Annotated in this window: 16 protein-coding genes; 9 read left to right on the top strand and 7 right to left on the bottom strand. The window is 65.3% G+C overall.

The annotated features are described in order from the left end of the window. Positions 1–52: 52 nt before the first annotated feature. The gene (locus tag BM075_RS09615; protein WP_093360573.1) at positions 53–1,270 is read right to left on the bottom strand and encodes an MFS transporter; all 1,218 of its coding nucleotides are present in this window, start codon (positions 1,268–1,270) and stop codon (positions 53–55) included. A 154-nt stretch (positions 1,271–1,424) separates the two neighbouring features. Here BM075_RS09615 and BM075_RS09620 point away from each other — a divergent pair, with 154 nt between their 5' ends. The 3 genes from BM075_RS09620 to BM075_RS09630 all read left to right on the top strand — a co-directional run bounded on the left by BM075_RS09620 (position 1,425) and on the right by BM075_RS09630 (position 3,658). After that, complete coding sequence (locus BM075_RS09620; protein WP_093360461.1) at positions 1,425–2,060, top strand: DNA-3-methyladenine glycosylase family protein; 636 nt, start codon at positions 1,425–1,427, stop codon at positions 2,058–2,060. Positions 2,061–2,136: 76 nt separating this feature from the next. After that, a complete protein-coding gene (locus BM075_RS09625; RefSeq protein ID WP_093360462.1) occupies positions 2,137–2,808 on the top strand; it encodes an alpha/beta hydrolase in 672 nt (223 codons plus the stop codon). A gap of 265 nt (positions 2,809–3,073) precedes the next feature. Further along, complete coding sequence (locus tag BM075_RS09630) at positions 3,074–3,658, top strand: HNH endonuclease (RefSeq protein ID WP_093360463.1); 585 nt, start codon at positions 3,074–3,076, stop codon at positions 3,656–3,658. Positions 3,659–3,668: 10 nt separating this feature from the next. Here the strand turns inward: BM075_RS09630 and BM075_RS09635 are convergent, their stop codons facing one another. The 3 genes from BM075_RS09635 to BM075_RS09645 all read right to left on the bottom strand — a co-directional run bounded on the left by BM075_RS09635 (position 3,669) and on the right by BM075_RS09645 (position 6,153). Continuing rightward, the gene (locus BM075_RS09635; protein WP_093360464.1) at positions 3,669–4,004 is read right to left on the bottom strand and encodes a DMT family transporter; all 336 of its coding nucleotides are present in this window, start codon (positions 4,002–4,004) and stop codon (positions 3,669–3,671) included. A 7-nt stretch (positions 4,005–4,011) separates the two neighbouring features. Further along, entirely contained in the window at positions 4,012–4,641 is a 630-nt protein-coding gene (locus BM075_RS09640) for a YitT family protein (RefSeq protein WP_093360465.1), read from the bottom strand. A 297-nt stretch (positions 4,642–4,938) separates the two neighbouring features. Beyond that, positions 4,939–6,153, bottom strand: coding sequence for an NADP-dependent isocitrate dehydrogenase (locus BM075_RS09645; RefSeq protein WP_093360466.1), 1,215 nt, complete (start codon positions 6,151–6,153; stop codon positions 4,939–4,941). 202 nt (positions 6,154–6,355) lie between these two features. On the opposite strand from BM075_RS09645, the gene BM075_RS09650 reads away from it, so the two are divergent. Both BM075_RS09650 and BM075_RS09655 read left to right on the top strand, forming a co-directional pair. After that, entirely contained in the window at positions 6,356–7,420 is a 1,065-nt protein-coding gene (locus BM075_RS09650) for an HlyD family secretion protein (protein ID WP_093360467.1), read from the top strand. Between the two features lie 10 nt (positions 7,421–7,430). Further along, positions 7,431–8,486, top strand: coding sequence for a DUF2955 domain-containing protein (locus BM075_RS09655; protein WP_177208306.1), 1,056 nt, complete (start codon positions 7,431–7,433; stop codon positions 8,484–8,486). Here BM075_RS09655 and BM075_RS09660 read toward each other — a convergent pair. The 3 genes from BM075_RS09660 to BM075_RS09670 are packed head-to-tail and all read right to left on the bottom strand — an operon-like array spanning position 8,419 to position 9,892. Continuing rightward, positions 8,419–9,009: an HD domain-containing protein gene (locus BM075_RS09660; protein ID WP_093360469.1), complete on the bottom strand. Its 591-nt coding sequence runs from the start codon at positions 9,007–9,009 to the stop codon at positions 8,419–8,421. The genes BM075_RS09655 and BM075_RS09660 overlap by 68 nt on opposite strands. Continuing rightward, positions 8,999–9,229, bottom strand: a complete 231-nt coding sequence (locus BM075_RS09665) for a hypothetical protein (protein WP_093360470.1) — start codon at positions 9,227–9,229, stop codon at positions 8,999–9,001. Before BM075_RS09665 ends, BM075_RS09660 begins: the two co-directional genes overlap by 11 nt. A 9-nt stretch (positions 9,230–9,238) precedes the next feature. Beyond that, positions 9,239–9,892 carry an alpha/beta hydrolase gene (locus BM075_RS09670; RefSeq protein WP_093360471.1) on the bottom strand — a complete coding sequence of 218 codons (654 nt, stop codon included), beginning with the start codon at positions 9,890–9,892 and terminating at the stop codon, positions 9,239–9,241. A 166-nt stretch (positions 9,893–10,058) separates the two neighbouring features. On the opposite strand from BM075_RS09670, the gene iscR reads away from it, so the two are divergent. The 4 genes from iscR (at position 10,059) to BM075_RS09690 (ending at position 13,405) form a co-directional block, all read left to right on the top strand. Continuing rightward, positions 10,059–10,526, top strand: coding sequence for a Fe-S cluster assembly transcriptional regulator IscR (gene iscR, locus BM075_RS09675; protein WP_093360472.1), 468 nt, complete (start codon positions 10,059–10,061; stop codon positions 10,524–10,526). A 178-nt stretch (positions 10,527–10,704) separates the two neighbouring features. Continuing rightward, positions 10,705–11,901, top strand: coding sequence for a bifunctional phosphopantothenoylcysteine decarboxylase/phosphopantothenate--cysteine ligase CoaBC (gene coaBC / locus BM075_RS09680; protein WP_093360473.1), 1,197 nt, complete (start codon positions 10,705–10,707; stop codon positions 11,899–11,901). Then, positions 11,898–12,365, top strand: a complete 468-nt coding sequence (gene dut / locus BM075_RS09685; protein WP_177208307.1) for a dUTP diphosphatase — start codon at positions 11,898–11,900, stop codon at positions 12,363–12,365. Before coaBC ends, dut begins: the two co-directional genes overlap by 4 nt. After that, entirely contained in the window at positions 12,365–13,405 is a 1,041-nt protein-coding gene (locus BM075_RS09690) for a HesA/MoeB/ThiF family protein (RefSeq protein ID WP_093360475.1), read from the top strand. The genes dut and BM075_RS09690 overlap by 1 nt, the downstream gene beginning before the upstream one ends. The last annotated feature ends 82 nt before the right edge of the window (positions 13,406–13,487 follow it).

The following is a 13,487-nucleotide window of genomic DNA, read 5'->3' on the forward strand; positions in this document are numbered from 1 at the left end:
GGCACGAATTTTCGGCCGAAAATTCGCCGCGCGCCAGAGGCGTGCGTCCCTGTCACTCCTCAGGTTTGAGGGTCAGCCAGATCAGCGCGCCGCCCGCGAGCGCCAGGAAGGGAACCATGGCGAGGTTGACGGAGACCCATCCTTGCTGGGCGTCTCCGCCTGTACAATTCATCAACCCGCCGGAGACCAGCGACGCAAGCGCCACCATGCCGAAGACCAGCATGTCGTTCATCCCCTGCACTCGCCCTGCTTCCGCAGGGGAATGAGCCTCCGACAGCATAGCCGTGGCGCCGATGAAGCCGAAGTTCCAGCCGATGCCAAGCAGGATCAGGGCGAGGTAGAAATTTCCCAGGTCAACGCCCGACAGGGCCACAACGCCCGACCCGGCAAGAATGACAAGCCCGAAGGAAATGATCGGGCGCGTCCCGAACCGGGCAAGCAGGTGCCCTGTGAAGAAGGACGGGGCAAACATCGCCAAGACATGGGCGGTGATGACGAACCCGGCCGTATCCGTCTCGTAGCCGCAACCCACCACCGCAAGCGGCGTGGAGGTCATCACCAGGCTCATCAAAGCGTAGGAGACCATGCCACAGATGATCGCGACGAGGATCACCGGGTCGCGCAACAATTCCATTCGGCTGCGTCCGGTCGGTGTGCCGGCAACCGGGCGCGGAGGGGTGGGGATGTCGAGGAAGACGAACAGGACCATGCCGATCAGGCAGATGGCGATGGCGGCATAGTACGTGCCGAGGAAGGGCACCACGTAGGCATCGGCGAGCTGGGTACCGAGCGTCGGCCCGATGACCGCCGAGACGAGACCCGATGCCATCACGTAGGAAATTGCCTTTGGCCGAAACGCATCCGATGCCGTATCGGCGGCGGCGAACCTGTAAAAGCCTTGGGCCGAGATGTAGATGCCGCTGATGAAGGACCCGAGCAGGAACAGACCGAAGCTGTCGAGCCAGAGCGCCCGGGCCGAGATCGCCGCGCCAAGCGCCCCGCCGATCGCGCCAACGAAGAAGCCCGTACGCCGACCGGCCACCTGCATGAGCGAGGCAAGCCAGGGCGCCGTCACCATCGAACCGATCACGATCATGGAAAGCGGCAGCGTGCCGAGGCACGGGTTTGGCGCCACCATCACGCCGGCCAGACCGGCCACGGTGGAGATCATCACCATCTGCGACCCGAGAACGGCCTGGGCCGCCACGAGAATCCACACGTTGCGCCGGGCGCGGGAATCGTCTTCGGGTTGGATCGCATTGTCTGCCATGATCTCGCCCATGCCCCCGTTTCGGATGAAGGGCAAGAGGCCTCATTCCCGTCCGGGCCGGGAATCCGATTGCCCCGATCCCGCTGGGCAGTAGGGTCGAAGGCGGACGGGCGCGGCACGCGCGATGTGCCGCTCGCAGGAGAGACATGACGCCATGGACCAAGTTGGCCGCATCATCGAGACGCCCGCATGTGTGGCAGAGGGAGCAGACTGGCTCGCCCGGGCCGAACCGCGCTTCGCCGATGCCCTGTCCCGTACCGGCCCGCTGCCCCTGCGCCGGCGGCGGGACGGGTTCGAGGCGCTGCTTTCGGCCATCGTAAGCCAGCAGGTGTCCGTTGCCTCCGCCGATGCGATCTGGGCGCGCTTGAAGGCAGCACGCCTGACCGGGCCGCGCAAGGTTCTGTGGGCCACCGAGGCCGACCTGCGCGCCTGCGGGCTCAGCCGGCAGAAGATCCGCTACGCGAAGGCGCTGGCCGAGGCACGGCTGGACTATGCCGCCCTGCGCACCGCCCCCGAGGAGGAGGTGATCGAAACCCTCGTGACCGTCCCCGGCATCGGCCGCTGGACGGCGGAGATCTATGCCATGTTCTCGCTCGGGCGCGCCGATGTCTTCGCGCCGGGGGACCTCGCCCTTCAGGAATCCGTCCGGATGCTATTCGAGCTCGATGGGCGCCCGAGTGAAAAGGCGCTTCGCGAGATGGCCTGCGCCTGGAGCCCATGGCGCGGGGTCGCCGCACGGCTTCTCTGGGCCTATTTTCGCGTCGCCAAGAGCCGCGAGGGCATCCGCTGACCCGCCGGCTCTGGCCAATCCACGCTCCAGCCGGTAGGAGCCAGAAGGGAAGGCAGACAGCACGGAGCAGGCAATTATGGCGCGGGAACTGACATTCGGGCGCAAGGGCGCGGCCCGTGGCGAGGCAAAACAGGTCGTCATCTTCGTCCACGGATACGGCGCGGATGGCAACGACCTGCTGGGGCTTGCAGATCCGTTGCTGCCGCATCTTCCCGACACCGCCTTCTACGCGCCGAACGCACCTGAGCCCTGCGTCGGCAACCCCTTCGGCTTCCAGTGGTTCCCGATCCCGTGGCTCGACGGGTCCCCGGAGGCGGACGCCAAGGCGTCCATGGCCGCGTCCGCCGAGGACCTCAATGCCTTTATCGACAAGGTGCTTCAGGACGAGGGCCTGCCTGCCGACCGGCTGGTGCTGTTCGGGTTCAGCCAGGGCACGATGATGTGCCTTCACGTGGCTCCCCGCCGCGACGAGCCGATTGCGGCCCTTGTGGGGTTTTCCGGGCGGCTGCTGGAGCCGGAGTCGTTGGCGGGCGAAACGAAGGTCAAAATGCCGGTTCTTCTGGTGCATGGCGACCAGGACGACATGGTGCCGTTCGCTTCCCTCCAGGAAGCCGCGGACGCGATGGTTTCGGCGGGTTTCGAGACATATGCCTTCGTCATGAAAGGCACCGGCCACGGGATCGCACCAGACGGGCTGGGGCAGGCTGTCGGTTTCATGCGGCTGAAGCTCGGCCTCGAACAGGGCTGAGTCGCTTTCATTTTCGCGAGCGACCGCCCGATCGGCGCCTGACGAACAGGCTGCCCAGCAATGTGGCACGCCGGATGGATCCGCCCGAAGTGGGAGGCGATGTCACGCGTCTGTCATTGTCCCAAGGTACCCAAACGGCACCTCCACCGTATGGCGGGGGTTGTCAGGCGTGAAACGCCACATATAGTCGATCTCGAACTGGGGCGGGGTGTCCCGCCCTGGCTCTAGAACCGAGCAGGCAGGGCAGGGGCGGAGTCACTTCACGATGGACGGCGATTTCAGAACACATTTCGTACGGGAACCGAACAACCTCAGGCACCATCCGGCACTGGTGCTGAACGCGGATTACCGGCCGCTGTCCTACTATCCGCTGTCACTTTGGCCCTGGCAGGAAGCGATAAAGGCGGCCTGGCTCGACAGGGTAGATATCGTGGCCGAATACGACGAGGTCGTCAGAAGCCCCTCCACCACCATTCGAATACCCTCCGTTGTGGTCCTCAAAGATTACGTCAAACCCCAGAAGCGCGTGGCTTTCACGCGCTTCAATTTGTTTCTGAGGGACGAATTCCGCTGCCAGTACTGCGGCGCGACCGGGGACCTTACATTCGATCACGTCGTGCCCCGCGCCCGCGGCGGCATCACCAGTTGGGAAAACGTGGTCGCGGCCTGCTCTTGCTGCAATCTCCGCAAGGGGTCCAAGTCGCTGAGGCAGGCAGGCATGAGCCTTATCAAGCCGCCACGCCGTCCGGGCGCGGAGGAGCTGCGCAACACCGGGCGCAAGTTCCCCCCTAACCACCTGCACCAGAGCTGGCGCGACTTCCTCTACTGGGACGCTGAACTGGAGGCGTGAAGCCCGTCGGCTAATGCGTGGTCGTCTGGGAGAAAAGCTGGATGACCGCCACGCCCGTGACGATCAGCGCGAGGCCGAGCACGGCGGGCGCGTCGAGCCTTTGCTTGAACGCAACGAAGCCCACAACCGTGATCAGCACCATGCCGAGCCCCGACCAGATCGCATAGGCGACCCCGACCGGGATGATCTTCATCGCCGTCGACAGGAGGTAGACCGAGATCGAATAGGCGCCGATCATCACCAGCGTCGGCAGCAGGCGCGAGAGCTGTTGGCTGGCCTGAAGGGCGGCCGTTCCGATGACCTCGGTCACGATGGCGCCGATCAGCGCGACGACATGGGCTGGCATGTGAACCTCACGTGGCAATGTAACGGTCTCGCCGGTGGTTGAAGGCGATGACGCCATTCAGGATCACCGCGCCAAACAGGGAATAGGCGACAACCCGACCCGGTAACAGAAGAAACGCCACCCCGAACAGCAGCACATCGATCACGAGTTGCACGTAGCCGGCCTTGATCCCCAGCCGGTCCTGCGCCAGCAACGCCACCACGCCAAGCCCGCCCAAGCTGCCGCGATGCCGAAAGATGGCGAGGAGCCCCAAACCCGTCAGCGCCCCGAAGATCATCGTCCCGAGCACCGGAGTGACGGACTCGATCGTCAGCCAACGAGGAATGAGCTCCACCAGAACGGACAGTGACAGCACGCAGCCGAGGGACTTCAGCGTGAACTCCATCCCCATCCGTCGCCACGCCAGCCAGTAGAACGGCAGGTTGATGACGGCAAAGACCCAGCCGAACGGCCAACCGCTCAGATAGGAGATGATGAGCGCCACCCCTGCCGTCTGCCCGGTGATGAAGCCCAGGTGCGACAGGAACACCAGGCCGAGGGCGCAAATGAAAACGCCAATCGCCAGCCCCTGCGCGTCGTCCACAGGTGTGTGCCGGACCGCCTCGGGATCGGGCGGCGTCAGGATCGGGGTGGGCATGGATCAGGCTCCGGTTCATTGACGCGCCCGCCCAAACCTCGGTGGCCCGAACCGGCGGGCAGCGGGCCGCCGGACAGACAGCGCACCCTGCGCTTCTTGTTGGCGAAAATACCCAATTCCCCGGCCTGCCACCTGCGCGGGGCGTCCGCTGAAGTGCGCCACCGCCTACCACGGGCGACCGGGAACAGGGAGATGACCTCGCGTTTCGCTATGCAGAGATCGCGCCCCTGCCCGCAAATTGCGCGGAAGGGCATGCAGACGCACGCCCCTCGCTCAAACCCTGCGCGATCCGGCGCCTCAGCCGGCCAGCGCCTTGTTCAGGTTCTCGTCGATCTTCTCCAGGAAGCCCATCGTCGTCAGCCACCCCTGGTCGGGGCCGACCAGCAGCGCGAGGTCCTTGGTCATGAAGCCGTCCTCGACCGTTTCCACGATCACCTTTTCCAGCGTGGAGGCGAAGGACATCAGGGCGATGTTCTCGTCCAGTTTGGCCCGGTGCTTCAGACCACCGGTCCAGGCGAAGATCGACGCGATGGAGTTGGTCGATGTCTGCTGCCCCGCCTGGTGCTGGCGGTAGTGCCGCGTGACCGTGCCATGGGCGGCCTCGGCCTCCACAATCTTGCCGTCGGGCGTCATGAGTTGCGAGGTCATGAGCCCCAGCGAGCCGAAGCCCTGAGCAACGGTGTCGGACTGCACGTCGCCATCGTAGTTTTTGGTCGCCCAGACGAAGCCGCCGTTCCATTTCATGCAGCAGGCGACCATGTCGTCGATCAGTCGGTGCTCGTACCAGATGCCCTTCTCCTTGAACTTCTCGGCAAAGTCTTCGTCAAAAACCTGCTGGAACAGCTCAAGGAACCGGCCGTCGTACTGTTTGAGGATGGTATTCTTAGTTGAGAGGTAGACCGGCCAGCCCAGGTGCAGGCCGTAGTTGAACGACGCGCGGGCGAAATCCCGGATCGAGTCATCGAGGTTGTACATGCCCATGAAGACGCCGGAGGAGGGCGCCTGGTAGACCTCTTCCTCGATCACCGTGCCGTCGTCGCCGACGAACTTCATCGACAGCTTGCCGGAGCCGGGGAACTTGAAATCGGTCGCGCGGTATTGGTCGCCGAAGGCATGGCGGCCGATCACGATGGGTCTGGTCCAGCCCGGCACCAAGCGCGGCACGTTGCGGCATATGATGGGCTGGCGGAACACCACGCCGCCAAGGATGTTGCGGATCGTCCCGTTGGGCGAGCGCCACATCTTCTTCAGGCCGAACTCCTCCACACGGGCCTCGTCCGGGGTGATCGTGGCGCATTTGACCGCACAGCCCACTTCCTTGGTCTTCTCGGCGGCGTCGATCGTGATCTGGTCGTCGGTGCGGTCGCGCTCCTCGATCCCCAGGTCATAGTAGAGAAGGTCGATGTCCAGATAGGGCAGGATCAGCTTTTCCTTGATGAACTGCCAGATGATGCGGGTCATCTCGTCGCCGTCCATTTCGACGATGGGATTGTCGACCTTGATCTTGGTCATGGGGCCTCTCTTTCAGGCTGCGGAATGAATCGAAGTCTGCCTGCGTGATACCGCAAAGCGCTGCATCTGCAAATATGGTATGCGAATGTATACAAGAATTCCGCACGCCGGCCTCTCCAGACGACACTGATCCCGCCTGGATGACAGGATCCCGCGAATGTGATTGGGTAAGACGTGTCGGTCACGGAGGCTGGAACCCTCGATGAAAACGGTCATTCGCATCGTTCTCCTGCTGTCGATCCTCGTTTTCGTCTGGTATCTCGCTGCGGATCGGATGACGCCGTTTACGTCGAACGCGCGCGTGAAGGCCGTGATCACGCCCGTCGTGCCGCAGGTCTCCGGGGCACTGGTGGAGGTGCCGGCCGCCAATGGGCAGTTGGTCGAGACGGGCGAGGTGCTTGCCCGGATCGATGCGCGTCCCTATCGGATTGCGTTGGAGGCGGCACGGGCGCAGCTTGACGCGGCCGTCCAATCGATCGGCGCAAGTTCAGCCGACGTGGCGGCGGCGCAGGCGGCGGTGAGCAGCATCACGGCCGAGCTGGAAAATATCCGCCTGCAAACCGCACGGGTGTTCGAGCTGGAGCGAAAGGGTCTGATTTCGGTCTCCCGTGGCGACGAGGCGCGGGCGGCTCTGTCCGACGGGGAAAGCCGCCTCGCCGGCGCGGAGGCCGATCTGGCGCGGGCGAGGCAACAGCTTGGCCCCGAGGGGAAGGACAACCCGGCCATCCGGCAAGCGCTTGCGGCTGTCTCCAAGGCCGAACTCGATCTGGAATGGACCGAACTGGTTGCCCCGACCGCAGGCGCCGTGAGTGACCTTGGCGTCGCTGCGGGTGCCTATGCCAAGGCGGGAAGCCCCATCATGACCTTCGTCGATACCGAGGACGTCTGGGTGGAAGCCTATCTGACCGAAAACAACATGGGCCACCTCAGTGTCGGCGACCCGGTGGAGGTGACGTTGGACGTTCAGCCGGGTCGCGTGTTGCGGGGAAGGGTCGAAAGCTTCTCCGGCGCGGTGTCCATCGGCAACGAGACACAACCCGGTGGCCTGGCCGCGCCGCCCCGGTCGACCGGCTGGATGCGCGCCCCTCAACGCTTTCCGGTTCGGATCGTCCTGCCCGGATACGAGACGGGCGACCCGGCCGACGACGTGATTTTCCAATTTAACGGGCAGGCGGATGTGCTTGTCTATGCGACGGAAAATTCGATCCTGAATGCCCTCGGATGGGCCTATGTTCGGGCGCTTTCCTGGCTCTCCTATGCCTATTGAGGACCGACGAATGGCCCTCCGGCTGGCACTCGGGCCGGCGGCGCTCTTCGTGCTGGGGATGGCATATGCCTGGCCGCTGGCTTTTGTGGCTGCGGTGCTGTCCATCCTTCTGCTCCAGGCACCGGCGCCACCGTCGCTGCGGGCCGGCGGTGCGCTGGTGGCAACGGCGGCGGGGTTGATGCTGGCTGCCTGGGTCGTCTTCACGGTGCTCCAGTGGTTCCCCGCGCTCTATATGGTGGCGGTCGCACTCTGGGTTGTCGGCGCCTTCAACCTCTCGGTAAATGGCCGGTCGCCGTTGCTCGTGGTGCTCTCCCTATTTGCCGGGCTTCTGATCCCACTCCTGGTCAAGACCTCGCCGCAACTGGCCTTGCTCGTGGCGGCTTGGCTGCCGCTCAACCTCGCCATTGCCGTCTTCGCTACTCAGGCGATGTTCGTCGTCCTGCCGGCATCGCAACGGACCCGAGCCAAAGCTGCCGGGACGGCCTCGGGCCAGCCCGCCTTCGATCCCGAGCGGCGGCTGGTGCGAATGTCGCTGGTGACGCTGCCCTATGTCCTCGTGTTCTTCCTGACGGACGGCGGTGCCGTGCTCACGTTGCTCATCGTCGCTCTCCTGACGCAACAGCTCGCCGCGAGCACCCTGGCAGGTCCGAAAGTCGCCGGCTCCATGCTGGTCTCCAACGTGATCGGTGGGCTGGCGGCTCTCGTTTGCTACGAACTCGTGGTGATGGCGCCCTTTTTCCCGTTCATGGCCCTCGTGACCCTTCTTGCATGCCTCGTGCTCGGAACCTGGAGCGCGAGCGGCCGGCAGGACGCCGCTCTGGCGGGGTCGGCGATGTCGACCATGCTCATTCTTTTCGGCGGCGCAATGGCGCCGTTTGCAGAGGACACGTCGGTCGCAATGGGGACCCGACTGCTTCAGGTGGGGATGGCGCTGGCTTGGGTCCTTAGCGCCTTTGTCGTGGTGGACGTGCTTTTGCCGGAGCGGAGTCGCGCGTTGCCTAACTGGCGAAATAGCCTGCGACGCGGGCGCGGACGTGCCGCCAGAGCGCCGGGGCCCCCCGGTTGACCTTGGTGCCGACACGGGCGTCGATCTGCTCCATCGTTACGTGGTAGTCGATCCAGCTCCCTCCTCCGTTGGCGAGGTTCAGCAGCAGCGGCTGCACGCGGTCGATGGACTTCGCAAATACGGCATCGGGGGTCTGGGCGGCCTCGAACTCCTCCCAAAGCGCGCGAAACTCGGCACCCTGTTCGGCGGGAAGCAAGCCGAAGATCCGCTCTGCCGCGACCCGTTCCTTGGCCGCCTGCGCCTCGGAATCGTGGACGAGGTGGATTGGCACGTCCCCGGCGTCGATCTCGACGATGTCGTGCAGCAGGAGCATCCGGATCACCCGGTCGATCCGTACGTCCGGCCCGGCCTGATCGACAAGCACCATGGCGTACATCGCCAAGTGCCAGGAATGCTCGGCCGAATTCTCCGGGCGGGAGTTGTCGCAGATGGGCGTGGCCCTGAGAACGCCCTTCAGCCGGTCGATTTCCTGCAGAAACGCGATCTGTGAGGCCAGGGCCTCGTTTGCGAGATCAGGAGTCATCGTCGTTTTCCACCTGCCGCACCCGGTTTTCCAGGAATTGTCGCGCACGCTTCTCCGCCAACCGCATCCGGATGGAGGTCAAATAGGCCTCCTCCATCGTGGTCGACGTGGCTCCAAGCTGCTTGGCGACCTCAGTGATGAGGTCTTCCCGCCCCAGCCTGTCCGCCTCTTCGATCGTGTCTTTCGCCAAACCGTCGGCGAGGTCTTCGAGAACACCCATGCGCCGTCCTCAGCGCGTCGATTCGGTCAACCGCCGGCGCACGTAGGTCTCGACGTGCTCCAGCATGGGCTCCATGTGAGGATCCTCGAAGAAGTGACCGGCGCCCTCCATCTCCTCGTGGGTGATGGTGATGCCCTTCTGCTCGTGCAGCTTGGAAACCAGGGCCTGGGTGTCTTTCGGCGGGGCGACGCGGTCGGCCGAGCCATTGATGATCAGGCCGGAGGACGGGCAGGGAGCGAGGAACGAGAAGTCGTACATGTTGGCGGGCGGGCTGACGGAAATGAAGCCAGTGATCTCAGGCCGGCGCATCAGGAGTTGCATCCCGATCCATGCGCCGAAGGAGAAGCCCGCAACCCAGCAATGCTTGGCGTTCTGGTTCATGGACTGCAGGTAGTCCAGCGCGGCCGCCGCGTCGGACAGCTCGCCGACCCCCTGGTCGTATTCGCCCTGCGACCGGCCCACGCCGCGGAAGTTGAAGCGCAGGACCGTGAAGCCCATCCGGTGGAAGCAGTAGTGCAGGTTGTAGACGACCTTGTTGTTCATCGTGCCCCCGAACTGCGGATGGGGGTGCAGAATGATCGCGATCGGCGCGTCCTTTTCCTTCTGCGGGTGATAGCGGCCTTCCAGCCGTCCTTCGGGTCCGGGGAAGATCACCTCGGGCATCGCGTGCCTCTTTCCTTTCTGGCCCGCGTTTGCGACATCGCTGTGCGTTGACGCTTTCTGACAGGCAACGTAAAAACTTCTGTCCTATGGACCGCGTATATCTGCGGGGCGAGTGGCAGTTAAGCTGCCCTATCGCCCACGTCAAGATTTTGGGGGAGGTCGCGCCGTGAAACTGAGCACAAAGGGGCGCTACGCGATGGTGGCATTGACCGACCTCGCGCTTGCGCCGGAAGGGGACCTGGTGACGCTCTCCGAAATCAGCGAGCGGCAGGACATCTCGCTGCCCTATCTGGAACAGCTCTTCGTGAAGCTCCGGCGTGCTGGGCTGGTGGACTCCGTGCGTGGCCCGGGCGGCGGCTATCGGCTTGGCCGACCGGCCGAAAAGATCCGGGTGTCGGACGTGCTGACGGCGGTGGACGAGACAGTGAGCGCCTTGCACACCGGCGCCGGCGCCAAGGGCGGGGTCTCCGGCAGCCGGGCGCAGTCGCTCAACAACCGGCTGTGGGAGGGGCTGTCGGCGCACGTCTACGTGTTCCTCCACCAAGCGCGGCTGTCCGACGTGGTCGGCAACGACCTCGCCCCCTGTCCGGCCGTGCCGTCGCTGTTTCAGGTCCAGGACGACTATCCGGCGTGATGCGCGCCCCTGCGGAGGCTGACGCACGGTCGGGACGGAGGCGATTTTTCAGTCGAAAAGTCGTTCACTCTTGGCTTGAGCGACAGTGTGGGTCGGAAGGCGGTGCCACCGGGTGACGGGTTGTCAGCCCGCGCGGCTCTGAATACACCCGAACGGGAAAGCGGAAAGAGGCGGGCGCATGGGAACCGGCAAGCGTATCCTGTTGATCATCGGCGGCGGTATCGCGGCCTTCAAGTCGCTCGATCTCATCCGCCGCCTACGTGAGCGCGGGTTCGAGGTGACCCCGGTACTGACGCCCGCGGCCGAGCAGTTCGTCACGCCCCTCAGCGCCGCCGCCCTGGCCTCCCGGAAGGTCTATCGCGATCTCTTCGATCTCACCGACGAGGCGGAGATGGGCCATATCGAGTTGAGCCGGTCGGCAGACCTCATCGTCGTGGCCCCCGCGACCGCCGACCTGATGGCCAAGATGGCGCAGGGTCTGGCCAACGATCTCGCCTCCACCCTTCTTCTGGCGACGGACACACCGGTTCTGATCGCGCCCGCGATGAATGTGCGGATGTGGGAGCACCCCGCGACCCGTCGCAACCTCGCGACGTTGCACGGCGACGGCGTGCGGACGGTCGGCCCAGACGAGGGCCCCATGGCCTGTGGCGAATTCGGGTTCGGCCGGATGGCGGAGGTTCCGCAAATCGTGGCCGCGGTGGAGGGCGCGCTGTCCTCGGGGCCGCTCACCGGCAGGCACGTGATCGTCACGTCCGGCCCCACCCATGAGCCCATAGATCCGGTCCGATACATCGCGAACCGGTCGTCCGGAGCACAAGGCACGGCCATTGCGGCGGCGCTTGCGGGGCTTGGGGCACGCGTCACCTTCGTCTCCGGCCCGGCGACGGTGCCGCCGCCGAACGGCGTCGATGTGGTGCAGGTGGAGACGGCGCAGCAGATGCGCGACGCGGTGATGGCCGCACTTCCGGCCGACGCAGGTGTCTTCGCCGCCGCCGTGGCGGACTGGCGGGTGGCGAATGCCGCCGGGCGGAAGATGAAGAAGGACGGGACCGGCAATCCCCCCGCGCTGGAGTTCGTGGAGAACCCGGACCTCCTGGCCGAAGTTTCGCGGCTGGAGACCGACCGACCAAGGCTGGTGGTGGGGTTTGCTGCCGAGACAAACGACGTGGTCGCCCACGCAACGGCGAAGCGAGACCGAAAAGGGTGCGACTGGATTCTCGCGAACGACGTCTCGGAAGCCACGGGAATCATGGGCGGAAACGAGAACGAGGTCACGCTGATAACTGCCGGCGGGGCGGAGACATGGCCGCGCATGGGGAAAGGGGACGTCGCTCGGCGGCTGGCGGAGCGGATCGCGGAGGGCCTGTCGTGAGCGTGCTGGTGAAAGTTCTGCGGGAGGATTGGGCGGACCCCGATGTTGCCTTGCCGGCCTACGAGACGCCGGGCGCGGCGGGGGCCGATCTCCGGGCGAACTTCCCTGCCGGGGAGCGGTCGGCCGGTGTCACGTTGCAGCCCCTTGAACGGCGGATCATTCCCAGTGGCCTTCGGGTGGAGGTTCCGGACGGGTACGAGATGCAGATCCGCCCGCGGTCCGGTCTCGCATTGCGCCACGGCATTACGCTGCCCAATACCCCGGGCACAATCGACAGCGATTACCGGGGCCCGCTCGGCATTCTGCTCGTCAACCTTGGGACCGAGCCCTACACGATCCACCACGGGGACCGGGTCGCCCAGGCGATCGTTGCGCCGGTGGTTCAGGCGCGTTTCGACATCGCGGAGGGGCTGGAGACCAGTGCTCGGGGCGAGGGCGGGTTCGGCTCGACCGGGCGCGGCTGATGGTGCTGGTCCTCCTCCTCGCTGCCGTTCTCTGGGGCGTCGGTGCGCTGATGGGGGCCCCGCGGCGGCTGCGGTGGACGATGATAGGCGTTCTCTATCTCGCTGTTCTTATTGAGCATTTGGTCCTGCCCGTGGGAAATCCCCTGCGGGAAGCCACGGGCGGCTCTGCGTCGCCGTGGTTGCTGTTCGGCGGATTTGCCGCGCTGGCGGTGATCTATGCCGCCGGCATTCGCTGGCTGAAGGCACGCGCTGCGCCGTCGCCAGCCCCGGCACACGCGCCCACCGTCGGGACCTATGCGGAGGGGGAACTGGAGCGCTATGCCCGCCACATCATGCTCCGCGAGATCGGCGGCCCCGGGCAGACGCGTCTGCGCAAGGCGCGCGTGCTGGTCGTCGGCGCGGGTGGGCTCGGCTCTCCGGCGTTGCTGTACCTGGCCGCGGCAGGGGTGGGCACCATCGGGGTCATCGACGGCGACACGGTCGACGCCTCGAACCTGCAGCGGCAGATCGCGCATCGCGAAGAAGACCTGGGCGTTCCCAAGGTCTTTTCCGCCGCCCGCGCAATGTCGGCACGGAACCCCTTCGTCACCGTGAAACCGTACCACCGGGAATTGACCGATGAGATTGCCGCGGAGTTGTTCGCGGACTACGACCTCGTCCTAGACGGAACCGACAATTTCCGAACCCGGTATCTCTCCAACCGGGCCGCGGTGGCGGCCGGCATACCACTCGTCTCCGGTGCCCTGAGCCAGTGGGAAGGCCAACTCAGTGTCTTCGATCCGGCTCGTGGCGGCCCCTGCTACCAATGCGTCTTTCCGCAAGCCCCCGCGCCCGGTCTCGCGCCCTCCTGCGCCGAAGCGGGTGTGTTCAGCCCATTGCCGGGTGTCGTGGGCGCGATGATGGCCGTGGAGGCGATGAAGGTTCTGACCGATGCTGGCACGTCCATGCGGGGGCGCATGTTGATCTACGACGCCCTCTATGGCGAGAGCCGGCAGATCGCCCTCACACGCCGCGCGGATTGCCCGGTCTGCGGAGGCTGAGGCGAGCCCAAGCCGAATTGCAAGGGTTTGGTGCGCCTGCATACAGGCTTGAGCCCTCCAGAACCGCGCTCTTTTGTGGCGG

The sequence above is a fragment of the Tropicimonas isoalkanivorans genome (genome assembly GCF_900112335.1).
Lineage (GTDB): Bacteria > Pseudomonadota > Alphaproteobacteria > Rhodobacterales > Rhodobacteraceae > Tropicimonas > Tropicimonas isoalkanivorans.